At 64.9% G+C, this 17,311-nt stretch carries 16 protein-coding genes, 1 tRNA gene and 1 pseudogene; 10 read left to right on the plus strand and 8 right to left on the minus strand.

The window, feature by feature from the left end:
• The 3 genes from ACODRX_RS24875 to ACODRX_RS24885 all read left to right on the plus strand — a co-directional run.
• The coding region (locus tag ACODRX_RS24875) for an efflux RND transporter permease subunit (protein ID WP_488874235.1) at window positions 1–2,018 on the plus strand (2,018 nt) is incomplete at its 5' end.
• Window positions 2,015–5,200 carry an efflux RND transporter permease subunit gene (locus tag ACODRX_RS24880; protein ID WP_488874236.1) on the plus strand — a complete coding sequence of 1,062 codons (3,186 nt, stop codon included), beginning with the start codon at window positions 2,015–2,017 and terminating at the stop codon, window positions 5,198–5,200. The genes ACODRX_RS24875 and ACODRX_RS24880, both read left to right, overlap by 4 nt.
• Before the next feature lie 14 nt (window positions 5,201–5,214).
• On the plus strand, window positions 5,215–6,636 hold the full coding sequence (locus ACODRX_RS24885; protein ID WP_488874237.1) for an efflux transporter outer membrane subunit: 1,422 nt from the start codon (window positions 5,215–5,217) through the stop codon (window positions 6,634–6,636).
• 37 nt (window positions 6,637–6,673) lie between these two features.
• On the opposite strand, the gene ACODRX_RS24890 is transcribed toward ACODRX_RS24885, so the two are convergent.
• Both ACODRX_RS24890 and ACODRX_RS24895 read right to left on the minus strand, forming a co-directional pair.
• Entirely contained in the window at window positions 6,674–7,657 is a 984-nt protein-coding gene (locus ACODRX_RS24890) for a Bug family tripartite tricarboxylate transporter substrate binding protein (protein WP_488874238.1), read from the minus strand.
• A 29-nt stretch (window positions 7,658–7,686) separates the two neighbouring features.
• The gene (locus ACODRX_RS24895; protein ID WP_488874239.1) at window positions 7,687–9,198 is read right to left on the minus strand and encodes a M81 family metallopeptidase; all 1,512 of its coding nucleotides are present in this window, start codon (window positions 9,196–9,198) and stop codon (window positions 7,687–7,689) included.
• A gap of 118 nt (window positions 9,199–9,316) precedes the next feature.
• On the opposite strand from ACODRX_RS24895, the gene ACODRX_RS24900 reads away from it, so the two are divergent.
• Both ACODRX_RS24900 and ACODRX_RS24905 read left to right on the plus strand, forming a co-directional pair.
• Window positions 9,317–10,282, plus strand: a complete 966-nt coding sequence (locus ACODRX_RS24900; protein WP_488874240.1) for a LysR family transcriptional regulator — start codon at window positions 9,317–9,319, stop codon at window positions 10,280–10,282.
• A 70-nt stretch (window positions 10,283–10,352) separates the two neighbouring features.
• Window positions 10,353–10,766 (plus strand): hypothetical protein, encoded by a 414-nt coding sequence (locus ACODRX_RS24905; protein WP_488874241.1) that lies wholly within the window; start codon window positions 10,353–10,355, stop codon window positions 10,764–10,766.
• Here ACODRX_RS24905 and ACODRX_RS24910 read toward each other — a convergent pair.
• The 4 genes and pseudogenes from ACODRX_RS24910 to ACODRX_RS24925 all read right to left on the minus strand — a co-directional run.
• Window positions 10,758–11,759, minus strand: coding sequence for a DNA/RNA non-specific endonuclease (locus ACODRX_RS24910; RefSeq protein ID WP_488874242.1), 1,002 nt, complete (start codon window positions 11,757–11,759; stop codon window positions 10,758–10,760). The two genes, ACODRX_RS24905 and ACODRX_RS24910, sit on opposite strands and share 9 nt — an antisense overlap.
• A 108-nt stretch (window positions 11,760–11,867) precedes the next feature.
• On the minus strand, window positions 11,868–12,020 hold the full coding sequence (locus ACODRX_RS24915; protein WP_488874243.1) for a hypothetical protein: 153 nt from the start codon (window positions 12,018–12,020) through the stop codon (window positions 11,868–11,870).
• Between the two features lie 322 nt (window positions 12,021–12,342).
• Window positions 12,343–12,696, minus strand: coding sequence for a BrnA antitoxin family protein (locus ACODRX_RS24920; protein ID WP_488874244.1), 354 nt, complete (start codon window positions 12,694–12,696; stop codon window positions 12,343–12,345).
• Window positions 12,697–12,718: 22 nt separating this feature from the next.
• Window positions 12,719–12,880 (minus strand): annotated as a pseudogene (locus tag ACODRX_RS24925) (BrnT family toxin); the annotation flags it as partial.
• Window positions 12,881–13,085: 205 nt separating this feature from the next.
• Between ACODRX_RS24925 and ACODRX_RS24930 the strand changes: the two are divergent.
• Window positions 13,086–14,108 (plus strand): IPTL-CTERM sorting domain-containing protein, encoded by a 1,023-nt coding sequence (locus ACODRX_RS24930; RefSeq protein WP_488874245.1) that lies wholly within the window; start codon window positions 13,086–13,088, stop codon window positions 14,106–14,108.
• Between the two features lie 336 nt (window positions 14,109–14,444).
• Here the strand turns inward: ACODRX_RS24930 and ACODRX_RS24935 are convergent.
• Window positions 14,445–14,529: transfer RNA gene (locus ACODRX_RS24935), tRNA-Leu, on the minus strand.
• A 40-nt stretch (window positions 14,530–14,569) separates the two neighbouring features.
• Between ACODRX_RS24935 and cysM the strand changes: the two genes are divergently transcribed.
• From cysM to ACODRX_RS24955, 4 genes are all read left to right on the plus strand, one after another.
• On the plus strand, window positions 14,570–15,475 hold the full coding sequence (gene cysM, locus ACODRX_RS24940; protein WP_488874246.1) for a cysteine synthase CysM: 906 nt from the start codon (window positions 14,570–14,572) through the stop codon (window positions 15,473–15,475).
• 20 nt (window positions 15,476–15,495) lie between these two features.
• On the plus strand, window positions 15,496–16,056 hold the full coding sequence (locus ACODRX_RS24945) for an NUDIX domain-containing protein (protein WP_488874247.1): 561 nt from the start codon (window positions 15,496–15,498) through the stop codon (window positions 16,054–16,056).
• A 6-nt stretch (window positions 16,057–16,062) separates the two neighbouring features.
• Complete coding sequence (locus ACODRX_RS24950) at window positions 16,063–16,290, plus strand: sulfurtransferase TusA family protein (RefSeq protein WP_488874248.1); 228 nt, start codon at window positions 16,063–16,065, stop codon at window positions 16,288–16,290.
• 111 nt (window positions 16,291–16,401) lie between these two features.
• The gene (locus ACODRX_RS24955; protein ID WP_488874249.1) at window positions 16,402–16,662 is read left to right on the plus strand and encodes a hypothetical protein; all 261 of its coding nucleotides are present in this window, start codon (window positions 16,402–16,404) and stop codon (window positions 16,660–16,662) included.
• Window positions 16,663–16,697: 35 nt separating this feature from the next.
• On the opposite strand, the gene ACODRX_RS24960 is transcribed toward ACODRX_RS24955, so the two are convergent.
• On the minus strand, window positions 16,698–16,916 hold the full coding sequence (locus ACODRX_RS24960; protein ID WP_488874250.1) for a hypothetical protein: 219 nt from the start codon (window positions 16,914–16,916) through the stop codon (window positions 16,698–16,700).
• Between the last annotated feature and the right edge of the window lie 395 nt (window positions 16,917–17,311).

Below are 17,311 nucleotides of genomic sequence, written 5' to 3' on the forward strand. Positions count from 1 at the left end.
CGCTGATCGGCACCGCCGGGGTGATGTACCTGCTGGGCTACAGCCTGAACAACCTGAGCCTGATGGCGCTGACCATCGCCACCGGCTTCGTGGTGGACGATGCGATCGTGATGATCGAGAACATCGCCCGCTACATCGAGGAGGGCGAGACGCCGTTCGCCGCCGCGATCAAGGGCGCCACGCAGATCGGCTTCACCATCATCTCGCTGACGATCTCGCTGATCGCGGTGCTGATCCCGCTGCTGTTCATGGGCGACGTGGTGGGGCGGCTGTTCCGCGAGTTCGCGGTCACGCTGGCCATCACCATCCTGATCTCGGCGGTGGTCTCGCTCACGCTGGTGCCGATGATGTCGGCGCGCTGGCTCAGGCACGAGCCGCCGGCCGCCCAGGCGCGCGGCTGGGGCGGCAAGGTGCAGCGCGGCTTCGAGCGCGTGATCCACCGCTACGACGGCAGCCTGCAGTGGGTGCTGCGCCACCAGGGCCTGACGCTGCTGGTGGCGCTGGCCACGCTGGCGCTGACGGCGCTGCTGTACATCGTCATCCCCAAGGGGCTGTTTCCCACGCAGGACACCGGCCAGCTGCAAGCCCAGCTCGAGGCCGCGCAAGAGGTGTCGTTCGCCCGCATGAGCGTGCTGCAGCAGCAGGCGGCGCAGGCCATATTGCAGGACAAGGACGTGGAGTCGCTCAGCTCGGTGGTGGGCGTGGACGCGGCCAACAACACCATGCTGAACATGGGCAGCATGCGCATCAACCTCAAGCGCCCGCACGACCCGCAGGACGCGGTGATGCAGCGCCTGCGCGACAAGGTGAGCCAGGTCGCCGGCGTGACCATCTACCTGCAGCCGGTGCAGGACTTGACCATCGACTCCGAATCCGGCCCCACCGAATACCGGCTCTCGGTGGGCGGCGTGAGCACCGCCGAGGTCAACGACTGGAGCCGCAAGCTCGTGGACAAGCTGCAGAACGTGCCCGAGGTGCGCCATGCCACCACCGACGCCGGGCGCCAGGGCCTGTCGGCCTATGTCGACGTGAACCGCGACACCGCCTCGCGCCTGGGCGTGACGGCCAGCAGCATCGACGACACGCTCTACAGCGCCTTCGGCCAGCGCATCGTCTCCACCATCTTCACCGAGACCAACCAGTACCGGGTGATCCTGGAGGCGCAGCAGGAGCTGCTGTCCAGCGTGCAGACCCTGGGCGACCTGCCGGTCGCCAGCGCTTCGGGCGCCGGCGCGGCGGCCACGCCGCTGTCGGCGCTGGCCACGGTGCGCGAGCAGATGGCGCCGCTGCAAATCACCCGCGTGGCGCAGTACCCGGCGGCCACGCTGGGCTTCGACACCGCGCCCGGCGTCTCGCTGGGGCGCTCGGTCGAGGCGATCAAGCAGGCGGCCAAGGACATCGGCATGCCCAAGTCGCTGAGCATCGAGTTCCTGGGCGCGGCCGGCGCCTACCAGAAGTCGCTGACCAGCCAGCTGCTGCTGATCCTGGCCGCGCTGGTGTGCGTCTACATCGTGCTGGGCGTGCTGTACGAGAGCTACATCCATCCGCTGACCATCCTGTCCACGCTGCCGTCGGCGGGCGTGGGCGCGCTGCTGGCGCTGATGCTCAGCGGCAACGACCTGGGGGTGATCGGCATCATCGGCATCATCCTCTTGATCGGCATCGTCAAGAAGAACGCGATCATGATGATCGACTTCGCCATCGATGCCGAGCGCCAGCAGAACATGCCGCCGCGCGAGGCCATCCACCAGGCGGCGCTGCTGCGCTTTCGGCCGATATTGATGACCACGCTGGCCGCGCTGTTCGCCGCGCTGCCGCTGATGTTCGGCTGGGGCGAGGGCGCCGAGCTGCGCCGCCCGCTGGGCCTGGCCATCTTCGGCGGGCTGCTGCTGAGCCAGCTGCTCACGCTCTACACCACGCCGGTGATCTACCTGATGTTTGACCGCATGGGGCAGCGCCTGCGCCGCGGCGCCAGCGGCGGCCATCCGGCGCCCGGCAGCGACGGGGTCCGCGCATGAACCTCTCGCGCCCCTTCGTCGAGCGGCCGGTGGCCACGGTGCTGCTCACCATTGGCATAGCGCTGGCCGGCATCATGGCCTTCTTCGTGCTGCCGGTGGCGCCGCTGCCGCAGGTGGACTACCCGGTGATCTCGGTGCAGGCCAGCCTCTCGGGCGCCAGCCCGCAGAACATGGCCTCCAGCGTGGCCACGCCGCTGGAGCGGCACCTGGGGGTGATCGCCGGCGTCAACGAGATGACGTCGGGCAGCTCCACCGGCTCGACCCGCGTGACGCTGCAGTTCGACCTCAACCGCAACATCAACGGCGCCGCGCGCGAGGTGCAGGCGGCGATCAACGCCTCGCTCACCGACCTGCCGGGCAATCTGCGCACCAACCCCACCTACCGCAAGATCAACCCGTCGGACTCGCCCGTCATCATCCTCGCGCTGACCTCGCCCTCGCGCTCGCCCGGCGAGATCTACGACGAAGTCTCCAACGTGGTCAGCCAGCGCATCTCGCAGGTGGACGGCGTGGGCGACGTGGAGATCGGCGGCGGCTCGCTGCCCGCGGTGCGGGTCGAGCTGCTGCCCAAGGCGCTGAGCAACTACGGCATTTCCACCGAAGACGTGCGCGCCGCCATCCAGGCCGCCAACGCCAACCGGCCCAAGGGCGCGATCGAGAACGACGGCAACCGGCTGCAGATCTACACGCCCGCGCCCGAGCGCCGCGCCGCCTGGTACAACGGCCTGGTCGTGGCCTGGCGCAACAATGCGGCCGTGCGCCTGGGCGACGTGGCCCGCGTGATCGACGGCGCGGCCGACGTGCACACCATGGGCCTGTTCAACGGCCAGCCCGCCATCCTGGTGCTGATCACCCGGCAGCCGGGCGCCAACATCATCAGCACCGTGGACAACGTGCGCGCGCTGCTGCCCGAGCTGCAGGCCCAGCTGCCCAAGGACGTGAAGGTCTCCGTCGCGTCGGACAGCACCAACTCCATCCGCTCGTCGCTGCGCGAGATCGAAACCACGCTGATGATCTCGGTCGTCCTCGTGGTGCTGGTGGTGGGCGCCTTCATCCGCAAGGCGCGCGCCACGGTGATACCGGCCGTGGCCACGGTGGTGTCGCTCTTGGGCACCTTCGGCGTGATGTACCTGCTGGGCTACAGCCTCAACAACCTGAGCCTGATGGCGCTCACGGTCGCCACCGGCTTCGTGGTGGACGACGCCATCGTGGTGCTGGAGAACACCAGCCGCCACATCGAGCAAGGCATGGACAAGATGGCCGCCGCGCTGCTGGGCGCGCGCGAGGTGGGCTTCACCGTGCTGTCGATCAGCTTGTCGCTGGTGGCGGTGTTCATACCGCTGCTGTTCATGGACGGGCAGGTGGGGCGGCTGTTCAAGGAGTTCGCGGTCACGCTGTCGGCCTCGGTGCTGATCTCGCTGGTCATCTCGCTCACCACCACGCCCATGCTCTGCGCCTGGTTCCTGCGCAGCGAGGATGCCCGGGCGGCCCAAGAGCGTCCGCGGGGCCGCATGGCGCGCGCGCTCGAAGCCAGCTTCGACTGGATGCTGCGCGTCTACGAAGCCAGCCTGGACTGGGCCCTGCACAGCAAGGCGGTGGTGATGGCCGTGCTGCTGGCGGTGGTGGCGCTCAACGTTTACCTGTTCGTGCACATTCCCAAGGGCTTTTTTCCGCAGCAGGACAACGGCCAGCTCGTGGTCGGCATGCGGGCGGACCAGAGCATCTCGTCCACCGCCATGTCCGGCAAGCTCAAGGAGGCGCTGGCCATCGTGCAGAACGACCCGGCGGTGGACACGGTGGTGGGCTTTTCCGGCGGCAGCCGCTCGGGCGGCGGCTTTGCCTTCATCAACCTCAAGCCGGTCAGCCAGCGCAGCGTGAGCACGCTGGAAGTGGTGGCGCGCCTCAGGCCCCAGCTCGCGCAGATCGTCGGACTGCGGGTGTTCCTCAACCCGGTGCAGGATCTGCGCATGGGCGGGCGCTCGTCCAACTCCACCTACCAGTACACGCTCAAGAGCGACAACACCGCCGACCTGAAGAAATGGGCCATGCGCCTGGCCGAGCGCCTGCAAAGCGAGCCGCTGCTGCAAGACGTGGACACCGACCAGCAGGACAACGGCGTGGAGACCTACGTGGAGGTCGACAAACAGGCCGCGGCGCGGCTGGGCGTATCGACCACCGCGATCGACAACGCGCTGTACAACGCCTTCGGCCAGCGCTCGGTGGCCACCATCTACAGCGACCTGAACCAGTACTCCGTCATCATGGAATGGGCGCCCGAGTACACCCGCGGCCCGCCGGCGCTGGCCGACATCTACGTGCCCGCCAACCTCGCCGGCACCGTGGGCACCGCGGCCAATCCGGGGCTGAAGAACTCGTCCACCGGCCAGGTCATCAGCACCGCGGCCACCACCATGGTGCCGCTGTCCGCCTTTGCCACCGTGCGCGAGCGCGCCGCGGCCACCTCGGTCAACCACCAGGGCGGCGAGCTGGCGACCACCATCTCGTTCAACCTCGACGAAGGCGTGTCGCTGGGCCAGGCGCGCGAGGTGATCGCGCGGGCCGAGGCCGACATCGCCATGCCCATCAACGTGCGCGGCAGCTTCCAGGGCACGGCGCTGAGCTTCCAGCAGTCGCAGAACCAGCAGTTCTACCTGATCCTGGCGGCCATCGTGGTGATCTACATCGTGCTCGGCGTGCTGTATGAAAGCCTGGTGCACCCGGTCACCGTGCTCACCACGCTGCCCTCGGCCGGCGTGGGCGCGGTGCTGGCGCTGCTGCTGTTCAAGATGCAGTTCACCATCATCGCGCTGATCGGCGTGTTCCTCTTGATCGGCATCGTCAAGAAGAATGCAATCTTGATCATCGATTTCGCGCTCGAAGCCGAGCGCGCCCGCGGCCTCAGCGCCACCGAGGCGGTGCGCGAGGCCTGCGTGCTGCGCTTTCGCCCCATCCTGATGACCACGTTGGCCGCGGCCCTGGGCGCGCTGCCGCTGGCCATAGGCTTCGGCCAGGGCTCCGAGCTGCGCCAGCCGCTGGGCGTGGCCATCATCGGCGGCCTGCTGGCCAGCCAGCTGCTGACGCTGCTGACCACGCCGGTGGTCTATGTGCTGATGGACAAGATGCGCCGGCGTTCGCCCAACGAGCATAGGCTGAGCCGCGCCAGCGAGGGATTGACGACATGAAGAAAAACCAGCAAATGACTTCTCTGCGGGCACAGCGCGCCGTGCTATGCGCCGCGCTGGCCTGCGCCGGGCTGTTGGCCGCCTGCTCGGTGGCGCCGCCCTACCAGGCGCCGGCGCTCGAGCTGCCGGCCAGCTTCAAGGAGGCGGGCGCCTCGTGGAATGCGGCCCAGCCGGCCGATGCGATCGACCGCGGCGCCTGGTGGGAGCTGTTTGGCGACGCCACGCTCAACGGCCTGGCGCAGCAGGTGCAGATCTCCAACCAGAACATCGCCGCCGCCGTGGCCGCGGTGGACCAGGCGCGCGCGCTGGTGCGGGTGCAGACCGGCGGGCAACTGCCCTCGCTCGGCCTGTCGGTGGGCGCGAGCCACCAGGGCGGCTCCGAGTCCGCCGGCGCCAGGGGCAACAGCACCTCGCTCGGCCTCAACGCCGCGTGGGATGCCGACCTCTGGGGCCGGCTGCGCGAGGGCGTGAACAGCGCCACGCGCAGCGCCCAGGCCAGCGAGGCCGACCTGGCTGCCGCGCGCCTGTCCGCCGTCGGCACCCTGGTGCAGAACTACTTCAAGCTGCGCGAGGCCGATGCCGAGCTGGGCGTGTTGGCGCAAACCGTGGAAGGCTACCAGCGCAGCCTGCAGATCACCCAGAACCGCTACGACTCGGGCATCGCCGCCAAGACCGACCTGCTGCAGGCCCAGACCCAGCTGGCCAGCACCCGGGCCAGCCTCGAAGCCATGCGCCAGACGCGCCGCACCTACGAGCACGCGATCGCCATGCTCACCGGCCAGGCGCCAGCGCAGTTCTCGCTGCCAGCCACGCCCTGGGCGGTCACGGTGCCGCAGGTGCCCGCGGTGCTGCCCTCCACGCTGTTGGAGCGCCGCCCCGACATCGCCTCGGCCGAACGCGCCGTGGCAGCGGCCAACGCGCAGATCGGTGTGGCGCGCGCGGCCTACTACCCCAGCCTCTCGCTCAGCGGTTCGCTGGGCCGCTCGGGCAGCAACCTGGGCGATTTGTTCAGCGCCTCGGGCTGGCTGTGGTCGCTGGGCGCCTCGGTGGCGCAGACCCTGTTCAACGGCGGCGCCACCACGGCCCAGGTCGACGCGGCGCGCGCGGCGCATGCGCAGAAAACAGCCGTCTACCGCCAGACCGTGCTGGCGGCGTTCCAGGCCGTCGAGGACGCGCTTGGCCAGGTCGACGCGCTGCGCGCGCAGCAGCCGCAGCTGCAGCAGGCGCTGGATGCCGCCGACAAGGTGGAGCAGCAAATGCTCAACCGCTACAAGGAAGGCATCGTGCAATACACCGACGTGGTCACCGCCCAGATCACCGCGCTCAACGCCCGGCGCTCGCTGCTGCAGCTGCAGATGAACCAGCAGATCGCCGCGGCCAACCTGGTGCAGCAGATCGGCGGTGGCTGGCACGCGCCGTGGCTGGAGCAAAAATAAGAGCAACAGGCAGGCATGCCGCTTGCTCCTTCAGGGATCATTGATCTGCCTTGAAGCCTGATTTTTCGATGATCGGCTTCCAATAGGCTCTTTGAGATTCAACCAGTTTCGACGCTTCCTTGCCCGGGAGGCCCGTCATCAAGACACCGATATTCGCCATCCGCTTCTGCACATCTGCTTCTTTTGCCGCAGCCATCAGCGCTGCTTCAAGCTGCGCCACTTTGGCTGCTGGCGTACCTGCAGGAACGAATGCGATATACCACGCAGACGCATTGTCAAACGCGGCAACTCCTTGTTCCTTGAAAGTCGGAACATCTGGCAGGATGGCGGATCGCTTCGTACCGGTGACGCCGATAAAGCGCGTTTTGCCATTCCTGGTCATCTCGAACGCCGTCGCGGCGGCATCCATGCCCAACGGCAGGTTGCCGCCAACCACGTCGGTAATGATGGCCGCTCCCCCTCGATAGGGCACCGGAAAGTACTTCTGATTCAGCGCCTGGCCCATTTCCGCAATGCCGAAATGCATGGAGCCACCCATTCCTACCAGGCCAATGCCCTGGGACGCTGGCTTGTCCTTCGCCCAGTCCAGATACTGCGGCACATTCTGGTAGGGACTGTCCGAGCGCGTGAACGCCGCCAGCGGTATGTCGGCCAGGTGGGCAACCGCGGTGAAGTCGGTCTCGGCGTTGTAGGGCAGCTGCCTGTACGTCCATGGGTACATGACAAATGGCGGTGCCGACGAGATCAGAATTGTCTTGCCGTCCTTGGGGGCGCGCCTGACGCTGTCGGTCGCCACGATACCACCTGCGCCGGTCCGGTTCTCGACCACTACTGGCTCATTCAGGGACACGCGCAGCTTGTCAGCCAGCGCACGCGCCATGATGTCGTTGGCGCCTCCCGCAGCAAAGGCAACCACTAGCCGAGTGGGCGCATCGCCTCCCTGTGCACCGGCCAGCAGTGGCAATACCGCTGCCATGCAGGCCAAGAGGATTCTGGTGCATTGACGGGATGTGAATGTCATGATCGTCTCCTTGAATACCGTTTTCAAACTCAGTTGGTGATCGCTTGCTCCAGGCTGGCATCCGTATCCAGCGGGAAGATGGGGCGGCGGAGGTTTCTGAATGTGAAGCGGCTGTAGTCCGAGCTGCATACGCCTGGGCCTGCCACCCATACGAGGTGCGCGGCAATGGGTTCGAACGCTGCACGGAAATGCTGGCGGGACTTCAACAGGATGTATTGCATCCGCGAGGGATCGATGCCCAGATGGGTGTAGATCCCGAGGTCGAAGGGCTCCTGCGGCTTCTCGCATACCACGATGAGGTTGCAGCCGATTTCGAGCACTGCACTGCGGCCAAGCGACATTCGTACCCCGGTGAACATGGGACCGGTCACGACGTAGCTGCCGTCGCTGATGCATTTGACTTTCCCTGTGAGCCGCAGCGGACTCCCCTTGCTGCCCAGCGCAGGAACGTCGACCCGCCCGCCCACGTCCAGCGTGAGCATGTTGCCGACGCCGGCTGCAATGATTTGCCCAACTGCCTGCGGGTCGCAGAACGGGCCGGCGACCATGTTTTCCAGGCCTTGTGCAAGTGCTTCGGCAAGCACTTCCATTTGATCGGTCGTGCCGCCTGAAGCGCAGTTGTCTCCATGGTCAACCAGAACGACAGGGTACTGATCGAGGGACTTTGCATGGGCGATGGACTTTTCCATGGGCTCCAGTTCGGCGATGAACTCGTGGCGCCGGGACCAGGCCATCCCCGAAAGCTCGTCGAGCAGTCGCCGGGCGGATTGCTGCTTCGCTGCATCTGCTACGATGACCACGCTCATGCCGACGTGGGGGATGTCGGCCATGGGAAAGCCTCCGAACAGCGATGCATTGAGCACTTCGCCGTTGCGTTCTGCGGCAACCACGCGTGCCATGATTGACTGCATGGGCTCTTCGCGGGTGGATTGCCGCAGCGTGTGGGTCAGCATGGGTAGGGTGCGTCGCAGCAGTACAGGCTTGACGTCGCCCCGCATGGCTGCCATCAGTGTGCGTGCGGCGCGCTCGCCGGTTTCATAGATGTCGATGTGTGGGTAGGTCCGGTAGCCGGTGATGACCGTGGCGTTGTCGATCATCGCGTCGCTGAAATTCGCATGCAGGTCCAATGCCACGGCGATCGGAATGCCCGGGGATTGTGTTCGGATGCGGCGAAGCAGCTCGCCTTCGGCATCGTCGAATTCCTCGGTCACCATGGCGCCATGCAGGTCCAGCAGCACGGCATCGCAACCCTGCGCTATGGAGGCCAGTATTTGAGAGCACATGTACTCGAAGGCCTGTGCCGTCACGATGCCGCTGGGCACGGCATTCGCCATGATGGGCATGGCAACTTCATCGCCCTGCCGCAGGGCCAGGTCGATGAACGCCGCGGCCGCATTGTTCGTTCCGGCGCAGGCACGCAGCGCCTTTTCGCCATAAAGCGGGTTGTCGTTGTCCGAGCCACGGTTGAACGAAGTCAGAGGTGTTTTGGCTGGCGCGAACGTATTCGTCTCGTGCCGCATCAAGGCAATCACAAAGCGCATCAAATCTCTCCTGAGGCAGGTGTCGGCTGCACTATAGGAATAGGAATGCGTTAAGAAAAGTGAAATGTTTTCCAGATGAATTAACCTATTGGTAAATTCGTTCTGTACAGACCCTGCGATGCCTTCTTCCGCTCCACAGTTTCACCCGATTCTTTCTCGATTGAAGCTGCGCCACCTTCGGGTGCTGCACGCCATTGGCGAGCGCGCCTCCTCCGCGAGCGTCGCGCTCGCCATGCATGTCAGCCCTGCCGCAATTTCCAAGACCTTATCGGAGGCGGAAGACATATTGGGCAGTTCCGTGTTCGAACGAGGTCCCCAGGGCATGCAGCCAACGCACTTCGGCAGCGTGGTTCTGCAATCGGCAAGGCTGGTGCTGGGCCAGGCTCAACGGATGGCGGAGTTGGCCGATGCAACCCGCACGGGCCACGTGGGGAAGATCAGTCTCGCGTTCAGGGCCTCCTCCGCGCACGGGGAAATTGCCGCTGCGATACAGGAATTCCGGCGGCAACGCCCCCTGCTGGAATTCTCCATAGTGGAGGGCGTGCTAGACATGCTGGTCGAGCAGCTCGTTGCGGGTGAGCTCGACCTGCTGTTCTCCTACAGCGATGCCAGGCTGTGGCGCGCTGGCCTGAGCTGGGAGCAGATCGTGCCCAGCCAGCCCATCCTGATCGTGGCGAGCCGGACGCATCCACTACTCAAGCTCAGGCGTATTGGCGCAGAGGAAATATCGGCGCAGGATTGGTGTGTACCGGCTCCAGGAACTCGCATGGAACATCACCTCATGGAGGCATTCAAAACCGCGGAGATCCCCGCACCGACCCGGTTCGTGCGGGCGAGCGACACCGCCATGACGACATCGCTGCTGCGCAGCTCAGACATGCTGGCCGTGCTTCCCCAGCGGCTCGCCCGAAGGCTGGAGGCGGATCGGCTGCTGCGGGTGCTCGACTTCCCGCTTGCCGCGGCTATCGACCCGCTGGTGGTCGTCTGGAACTCGGTACTCGCACCCAAGCAGGCGTGCGTGGATTTCAGGCACCTGCTCAGGAGAAAGCTGGATCCCGCGTCGTCTCCATCGAATTCGCCCTGACAGCCGGGCCAGGCAGACCCATGGCTGTCGATGGCAGGGATTTGCGCAGCTTCTTAGAATGGGACTACCCATGTCCGCCTTGCCAGCTCCGCCCTTTCCCATTCGCACCGAATGCCCGCCCGGCGCCTGCGTCTGCGAGCGCGAGGCGCTGCTCGCCGCGCCCGGGGGCGACACGCGCATACTGCGGCTCACGCGCGAGGAGGAAAAACGCCTGCTGCAGCGCCTGGAGAGCATCTCCAGCCTGGCCGAGCTGCGCCACCTGGAGCAGCGCCTGCACGAGCAGCTCGGCGTGCGCCTGAGCATCCGCATGAGCCCGCACGAGGTGCGCAGCCTGCGCGGCATCGCGATCCTGGTGCACGAGCAGCCCGGCCTGTGCCGCAAGACCCGCCAGGCCATCCCCGAAGCCATCAAGAAAGCCATGGCCCAGCACCCCGGGATCGCCTATGCGCTGCTCGACGAAGACGGGCTTTTTGGCTCAGAGTGAAGGCTGCAGCTGCGGCAGCAGATTCCAGCCGCTGCGCTTGACGAAAGCCGCATAGTCCAGCGGCTTGCCAAGCTGGGCGCCGGCATCGTTGGGCAGCACCCAGCCCCAGGCGCGGCGCTGCTGCTCGTCATACACCAGCTTGAAGATATGGCTGGGCACCCACACGCGGCTCCTGCCGATGGTGCGCAGCGCGCCCTCGTGCAGCGGACCGGTGTAGACATAGACGTTGCCCTGGGCGCGGCGGGCGTACTTGCGCACATCCGACTCCAGCTTGGCCCAGACGGTGCGGTTCTGCGTGGCATCCTGCGGCACCATGTTCGACAGCGCGAACGACTGCGCCATGGCGCTGGGCGTGTTCTGGTCGGCTGCGGGCGCCATGTGGCCGCGGTCGTAGCCGCTGCTCTCGTAGTCGCTCAGCTCGGCCTTGTGGGCCGAGCGCAGCCGAGCATCGGCATAGAAGAAATCGGTGCGCTGCTGGCTGCCGGCCGCATCGAGCCGGCTGCGGTTGAGCCGCTCCACCACCACCATCGGCGTCTTGCTCAGGCCCGAGTACAGCACGGCAAAACCGTCGGAGCACAGCGCGCTGGCCTGCCAGGCGCTGCCCACGTCGGCCAGGCGCAGCGGCTGGCCGCCGGGAAACTGCTGGGCGCACTGGCGGAAATCGGGCGAGGCGGGCCCCGCGGCCGTTGCGTGCGCCTTGGCGCCCGGCATCGGCGGCGGTGCATCGGCGCGCCCGGGCAGGCCCTTGCCCTTGCCGGCGGCCTGCCAGAGCTTTTCGAGCGACTGCAAGACTGGCGCGGTCTGCCGCTGCCACCAGTCCTGCAGGCGGTCGGCCGTGCCCGACAGCAGGCCCGCGCCCAGCAGCGCGCCATAGACAAAGGTGGCCAGCTTGTGCGTGGCGGCGCGCCCCAGGCGCGCGCCCAGGGCGCTGGTGGATGATTTCTTGCTGGAAGCGGATTTCGGGGACGACTTGGACGAGGGCCTGCTTGCCATGGATACGGATCACGCGAAAACACAATGCGGCAGGCCTCCTTGCAAGGCCTGCGATGCCGCCCTATTGTGCGTGAGCGCAGTGCTTGTTTTTGGTAAAAATCTCTTTTTTTATAGCAAAAGGTGGTGATTGGCGGCGGCGTGGATGGCGCTGCGCATGGCGTTGCGTGCGTTGGCCCAAGAGGTTGCGCGTTTGGCGTTGAGCGTTTTGCGGCTTGCACGCTCAACGCCAAACCCTCGACGCTCAACTTTCACCAGCGCCATGGGCGCTTGCAACAGGTGCAACACCTTGGATAGGGGTAGTGCTTAGGGCCTGTTCACACAAATACGGGGTCGCGCAAGCCCGACAGGGCTGTCAATGCTAGGCACGCGACGCCGTGCGTGTGCCCACCCGCACAAGAAGCGTAACGACGCAGTGGCGGCCCTGCCGCACTTGCCCGAAGGGTTGAGCCCTCTTGGGCGGTCTGCTGCGTTGCTGTCCCACTATGCGTGCCACTTGCAAGGTACCTACCTTGCTGCGGGCCAGCGCCTTGCAGCCCCTCCCAAGAGGACTCAACGCGATCCCCGTGCTTTGTGTGAACAGGCCCTAGGTGAGATTCTTCAGCCGGCCGGCCTCGATGTCGGCTCGCAGCAAGTCATTCACCCTGGTTTGCCAACCGCGCCCGGTTGCGCGCAGTGCATGCAGAACATCTGCATCGAGGCGAAGATTCACCTTGCCCTTTGTTTGCTCCGCAACGCTGCCTATGGGCCTGCCACGTCCGCGCTTGAGTGCGGACACGGTGGCTGCCCCAAGTACCTCCGATGCAGGGCGGGCGTTTGCGAAGAACACTTGGGTCAATTCCGGCGTGTCCAGGTCCGAGGCGATCCCTTTGTCGATCGCCCGATCTTCTGCCTCGGTAGGCAGGATCAGCTTTCGCCCAGTCTTGGATGTGATTTGCATAGTCCTTCACCTCGCGGCGGTTTGCCCTGCGCAGGCTGATGATGCGAACTGAGGTCTCGCGCAGATTGAAGACCATCACGTGCACGCGCTCGCCAATCAAGCCGGTAGCGGTGAAGCGGGGCTCGCCATGGTACGGCCGCAGGTATCTTGGCTGGAAACGGAACACTCTGTGAAGGTCGTTCATGTTATTCAATATTCTTCACATTGAGATTCTTTTATTGACATCTAGAATAAAAAAACTCTAGGACTTGCCCATGAAAAAACAGTGTGCCGTTCTCCTTGGAGTGGTACTTGCCTCTCCCCTATGGGCGCAGACCACTATCCCCACCTTGTCATGCAGCAGTCCGACTGCGCTACTGAACACCGGGGTGACACGGCCCGGCGGGACCGTGCTGGGCCTCAACGCGGCTGACCCGATCTGGAGCCAGTACCAGGAGTACACCACCACACCACTCCAGCCGCCATCAGATGCCGCGGCGTGGGTGCAAGCCATGACCACCGGAACGGTGGATCCTAGCTGGTCGACATTTGCCGATGCGCAGTGGCTGAGCCCTGGGCAGCGCTCGACCAGCGGTACCTTGAACCAATCGTATGCGGGCAATTGGTGGCCGCGTCCCAACCCCAGTCCCATTCCTGCCTATAACCATTACCGGGTCCAGTTCAATCTGGCGCCTGAGGTGCCGCCGTCCACCGTTGCGCTCGATTTTGAATACATGGGCGATGATGTAGTGGTGGCGGCGTTTGTGAATGGCGCGCAACAGTCGCCGTTCACACAGGCCGGATTCGCAGGAGGGGTTCATGCCAATTTCACCTCGGGTTGGGTGGCTGGTACCAATACCCTGGTATTCACCACCAGCGATACCGGCTGGGCGGCGGGTTTTCTAGCTCGCGCCCACTTGAGCGGGCAGTCCATTTGCGACTCGTCTCCTATCAGCATCACCAAGACATCGGACAAGACCCACTATGAACCCGGGCAGACCGCGACCTACACGGTGACCGTGACGAGCATGGGCTCGGTCGATGCTTCCGGCGTAACTTTGGCCGATCCGGTACCGGCCGGTATCAGCAATCCGGTCTGGGCGTGCTCCGCCACTGGCACTGCGGCTTGCCCCAGCCCTGCGGGCCCCATGCCCAAGACCTTTGATCTGCCAGGTCAGTCGAGCCTGACCTTTACGCTGACCGGCACGGTGACGGGCCAGGCCACGCTGGACAATACTGCCACGGTGAGCCCGGGCACTGGCGGTGTATGCGCGGCCACTACCGGCTGCGCTGCGGCGGTTGCTCCAACCTATACCGCCGCACCTCCTGCAGGCAATACCCACGCGGTCCCTGCGTTGACTTCCTGGGGTTTGCTGGTATTGAGTGCGGCGTTGGGCTTGCTGGGCTGGCGGCGCAAGCGGGGCCAAGGCTGAGCCGTGTGATCCGCATGGGATAGGTTGGGCGCACTGGTGGCGCTGGACAGCCCGCATCTGCGACGAAGCCAAGGCCTGCTGCCCAGCAGGCCTTGCTGCACGGCATTCGGCCCTGCCCTACGAATGCGGGCAGAGATCCGCATCGGGGAAGGCGGGCGGCTTTCCCGGCTGTCAAACATGCAACCATCAAGGGCTTGGGCTGTGGCTAGAATGTGGCGCTACCACTTTTTGCGCCTACGATTCGATTCCCGGCTGCTGATTCATCGCCATGATGCCCCGCAAACAGACAAAGAAAAATCCCCTTAAGCCATTGAAGCTTAAGGGGATTTGCAACTTTGGTGCCCGGGGCCGGAATCGAACCGGCACGCCTTGCGGCGGGGGATTTTGAGTCCCCTGCGTCTACCAATTTCACCACCCGGGCTGTGTATCTCGCAGCCGCGGATTATGGCACAAAACACCGCATGAAAAACTACCCGCACATCGCCGACACCATCGGCAACACACCCCTGGTGGCGCTGCAGCGCATCGGCGCCGAATACAACTCGGCCAACGGCAACGTGGTGCTGGCCAAGCTCGAGGGCAACAACCCCGCGGGCTCGGTCAAGGACCGGCCGGCGCTGTCGATGATCGCCCGCGCCGAAGAGCGCGGCGAGATCAAGCCCGGCGACACGCTGATCGAGGCCACCTCGGGCAACACCGGCATCGCGCTGGCGATGGCCGCCGCCATCAAGGGCTACCGCATGGTGCTGATCATGCCCGAGGACCTGTCGATCGAGCGCGCCCAGACCATGAAGGCCTACGGCGCCGAGCTGATCCTCACGCCCAAGAGCGGCGGTATGGAATACGCGCGCGACCTGGCCGACAAGATGGTGGCCGATGGCAAGGGCAAGGTGCTCGACCAGTTCGCTAACCCCGACAATCCGCGCATCCACTACGAAACCACCGGCCCCGAGCTGTGGGCGCAGACGGGTGGAGAGATCACCCACTTCGTGAGCGCCATGGGCACCACCGGCACCATCACCGGCGTGGCGCGCTTCCTGAAGGAGAAGAACCCGGCGGTGCGGATCGTCGGCGCCCAGCCCACCGAAGGCTCGCGCATTCCGGGCATCCGCAAGTGGCCCGAGGAATACCTGCCCAAGATCTACGAGCCGTCGCTGGTCGACGAACTGGTCTACGTGAGCCAGGGCGACGCCGAGGACATGTGCCGCCGCCTGGCGCGCGAAGAAGGCATCTTCGCCGGCATCTCCGCCGCTGGCGCCTGCTTTGTCGCGCAGGAGATCGCGCGCCGCGAGCGCAACGCCACCATCGCATTCGTGGTCTGCGACCGGGGCGACCGCTATCTCTCCACTGGCGTATTCCCGCTCTGAGCCATAACCAGGTAAGCCCCATGCACTATGAAACCCAGTTCTGCACCAACTGCGCCACGCCACTGGCCTGGATAGCGATGCCCGAGGACGGCGGCGACGTCGACCGCCTGCGCTGCCCGGCCTGCGGATGGACGCACTGGAACAACCCGACCCCGGTGCTGGCGGCGATCGTCGAGATCGACGGCAAGGTGCTGCTGGCGCGCAATGCGGCCTGGCCGCCGACCATGTTCGCGCTGATCACCGGCTTCATGGAAGCGGGTGAATCGCCCACCGAGGGCGTGGCCCGCGAGGTCAAGGAAGAAACCAATCTCGACGTGCTCTCGTGCGACATCGTCGGCGCCTACGAGTTCGTGCGCATGAACCAGGTCATCATCGCCTACCATGTGGTGGCGCGAGGCGAAGTCAAGCTCTCGCCCGAGCTGCTGGACTACCGGCTCTACGACCTGCACGAGCTCAAGTGCTGGCCAGCCGGCACCGGCTATGCGCTGGCCGACTGGCTCAAGAGCCGTGGCCACGAGCCGGTATTCTTCACCGCCGAGGAAAACGCCGCGCGCCGCGCGGGCCTGGGCCTGAACAACTGAAGCGACATGGAAGTAGACAAGGAAATAGACACGCGCGGCCTGAACTGCCCGCTGCCGATACTCAAGGCCAAGAAGGCCCTGGCCGAGATGCAAAGCGGCCAGCTGCTCAAGGTGGTGGCCACCGACACCGGTTCGATGCGCGACTTCCAGGCCTTTGCCAAGCAGACCGGCAACGAGCTGGTGGCGCAAAGCACCGAGGGCGCGGAGTTCATCCACATCCTGCGCCGGCGCTGAAGGGGCTGCTGGGCGATGCCATCCATGCCGTGATGCGCAGCGCCGGGCGCACCTGCGCGTGACCACAGATCCGCCTGCGGCGGAAGAATGGGATGGTTCAGGGCGGACTGCTTGGACTCCGCTGTCGATGAGTTGGAGCCGCAGCGCTTGCGTGCCCTGGCCGAAATACGCCCCGGGAAACCCATGGCTGTTTACTGGGATTTCATCCGAGATCTGGAGCGCCAGGACCGATATGTGATCTTCGGGGGGCTGGCGCCGGACGGCTGCCTCGTTACGAGCCTGTGGCTGTTTTTCACGCCGAGCCTGAACAACGGTCTGCCGTGCGCGACGGATTACTTGCTTTATGTGGCCCCGCCACCTGCAACTTGCTGATTGCGCTGGCGCTGAAGGGGGCCGGGCAGGGACACTTATTCTCTCCAGGGCGCCGTTCCTGATGGCATTGCGCCATGCTGCTCCTTGCGCAGCTCTTGCGCCGTGATCCGCACCGGCTTGCCATTCTTGACCAAGATGATTTCCGTATCGGTCTGAATCGCTGTTGTGCGTGCCAGCTTAGCCGCGCGCCGCATCGCAGCCAACGAGGCGCGCAGATCTGGATTGCTCGCCTTGGACAAATCCTGTTGGGTCATTGGTTTTTTCTAAAATGGCATCTGTGTTTATGTCAAAAATATTTTCAAGCAACTACGGGTAACGTGGTTGGGTTGATATTTTTGAGAAAGTCGAATAGGCCAGTGATGCCCATATAATTGCGAAGCAGATATATGTTTCTATGGAAATATCTTGCCGATAAAAAATTATTGATACTGCGAGTTGAGTTGTTGGTAATACAAACTGTAGTGCCCCCATGCTAAATGCATTGAGTTGACGCGCAGAAAAGGCAAACATGACTAGCGGTGCGACGGATACAATGCCAGCAGCCAGTAGCCAAGGGTAATGCCTAATAGAGCCAATTGACAGATTGGGCAGGCTTAGGGAAGGTCTGCAAAACCCCGTTCGTCGAAGCTGACAGCTTGACCAGCGCGGC

The organism is Comamonas sp. FG99 (genome assembly GCF_057808605.1).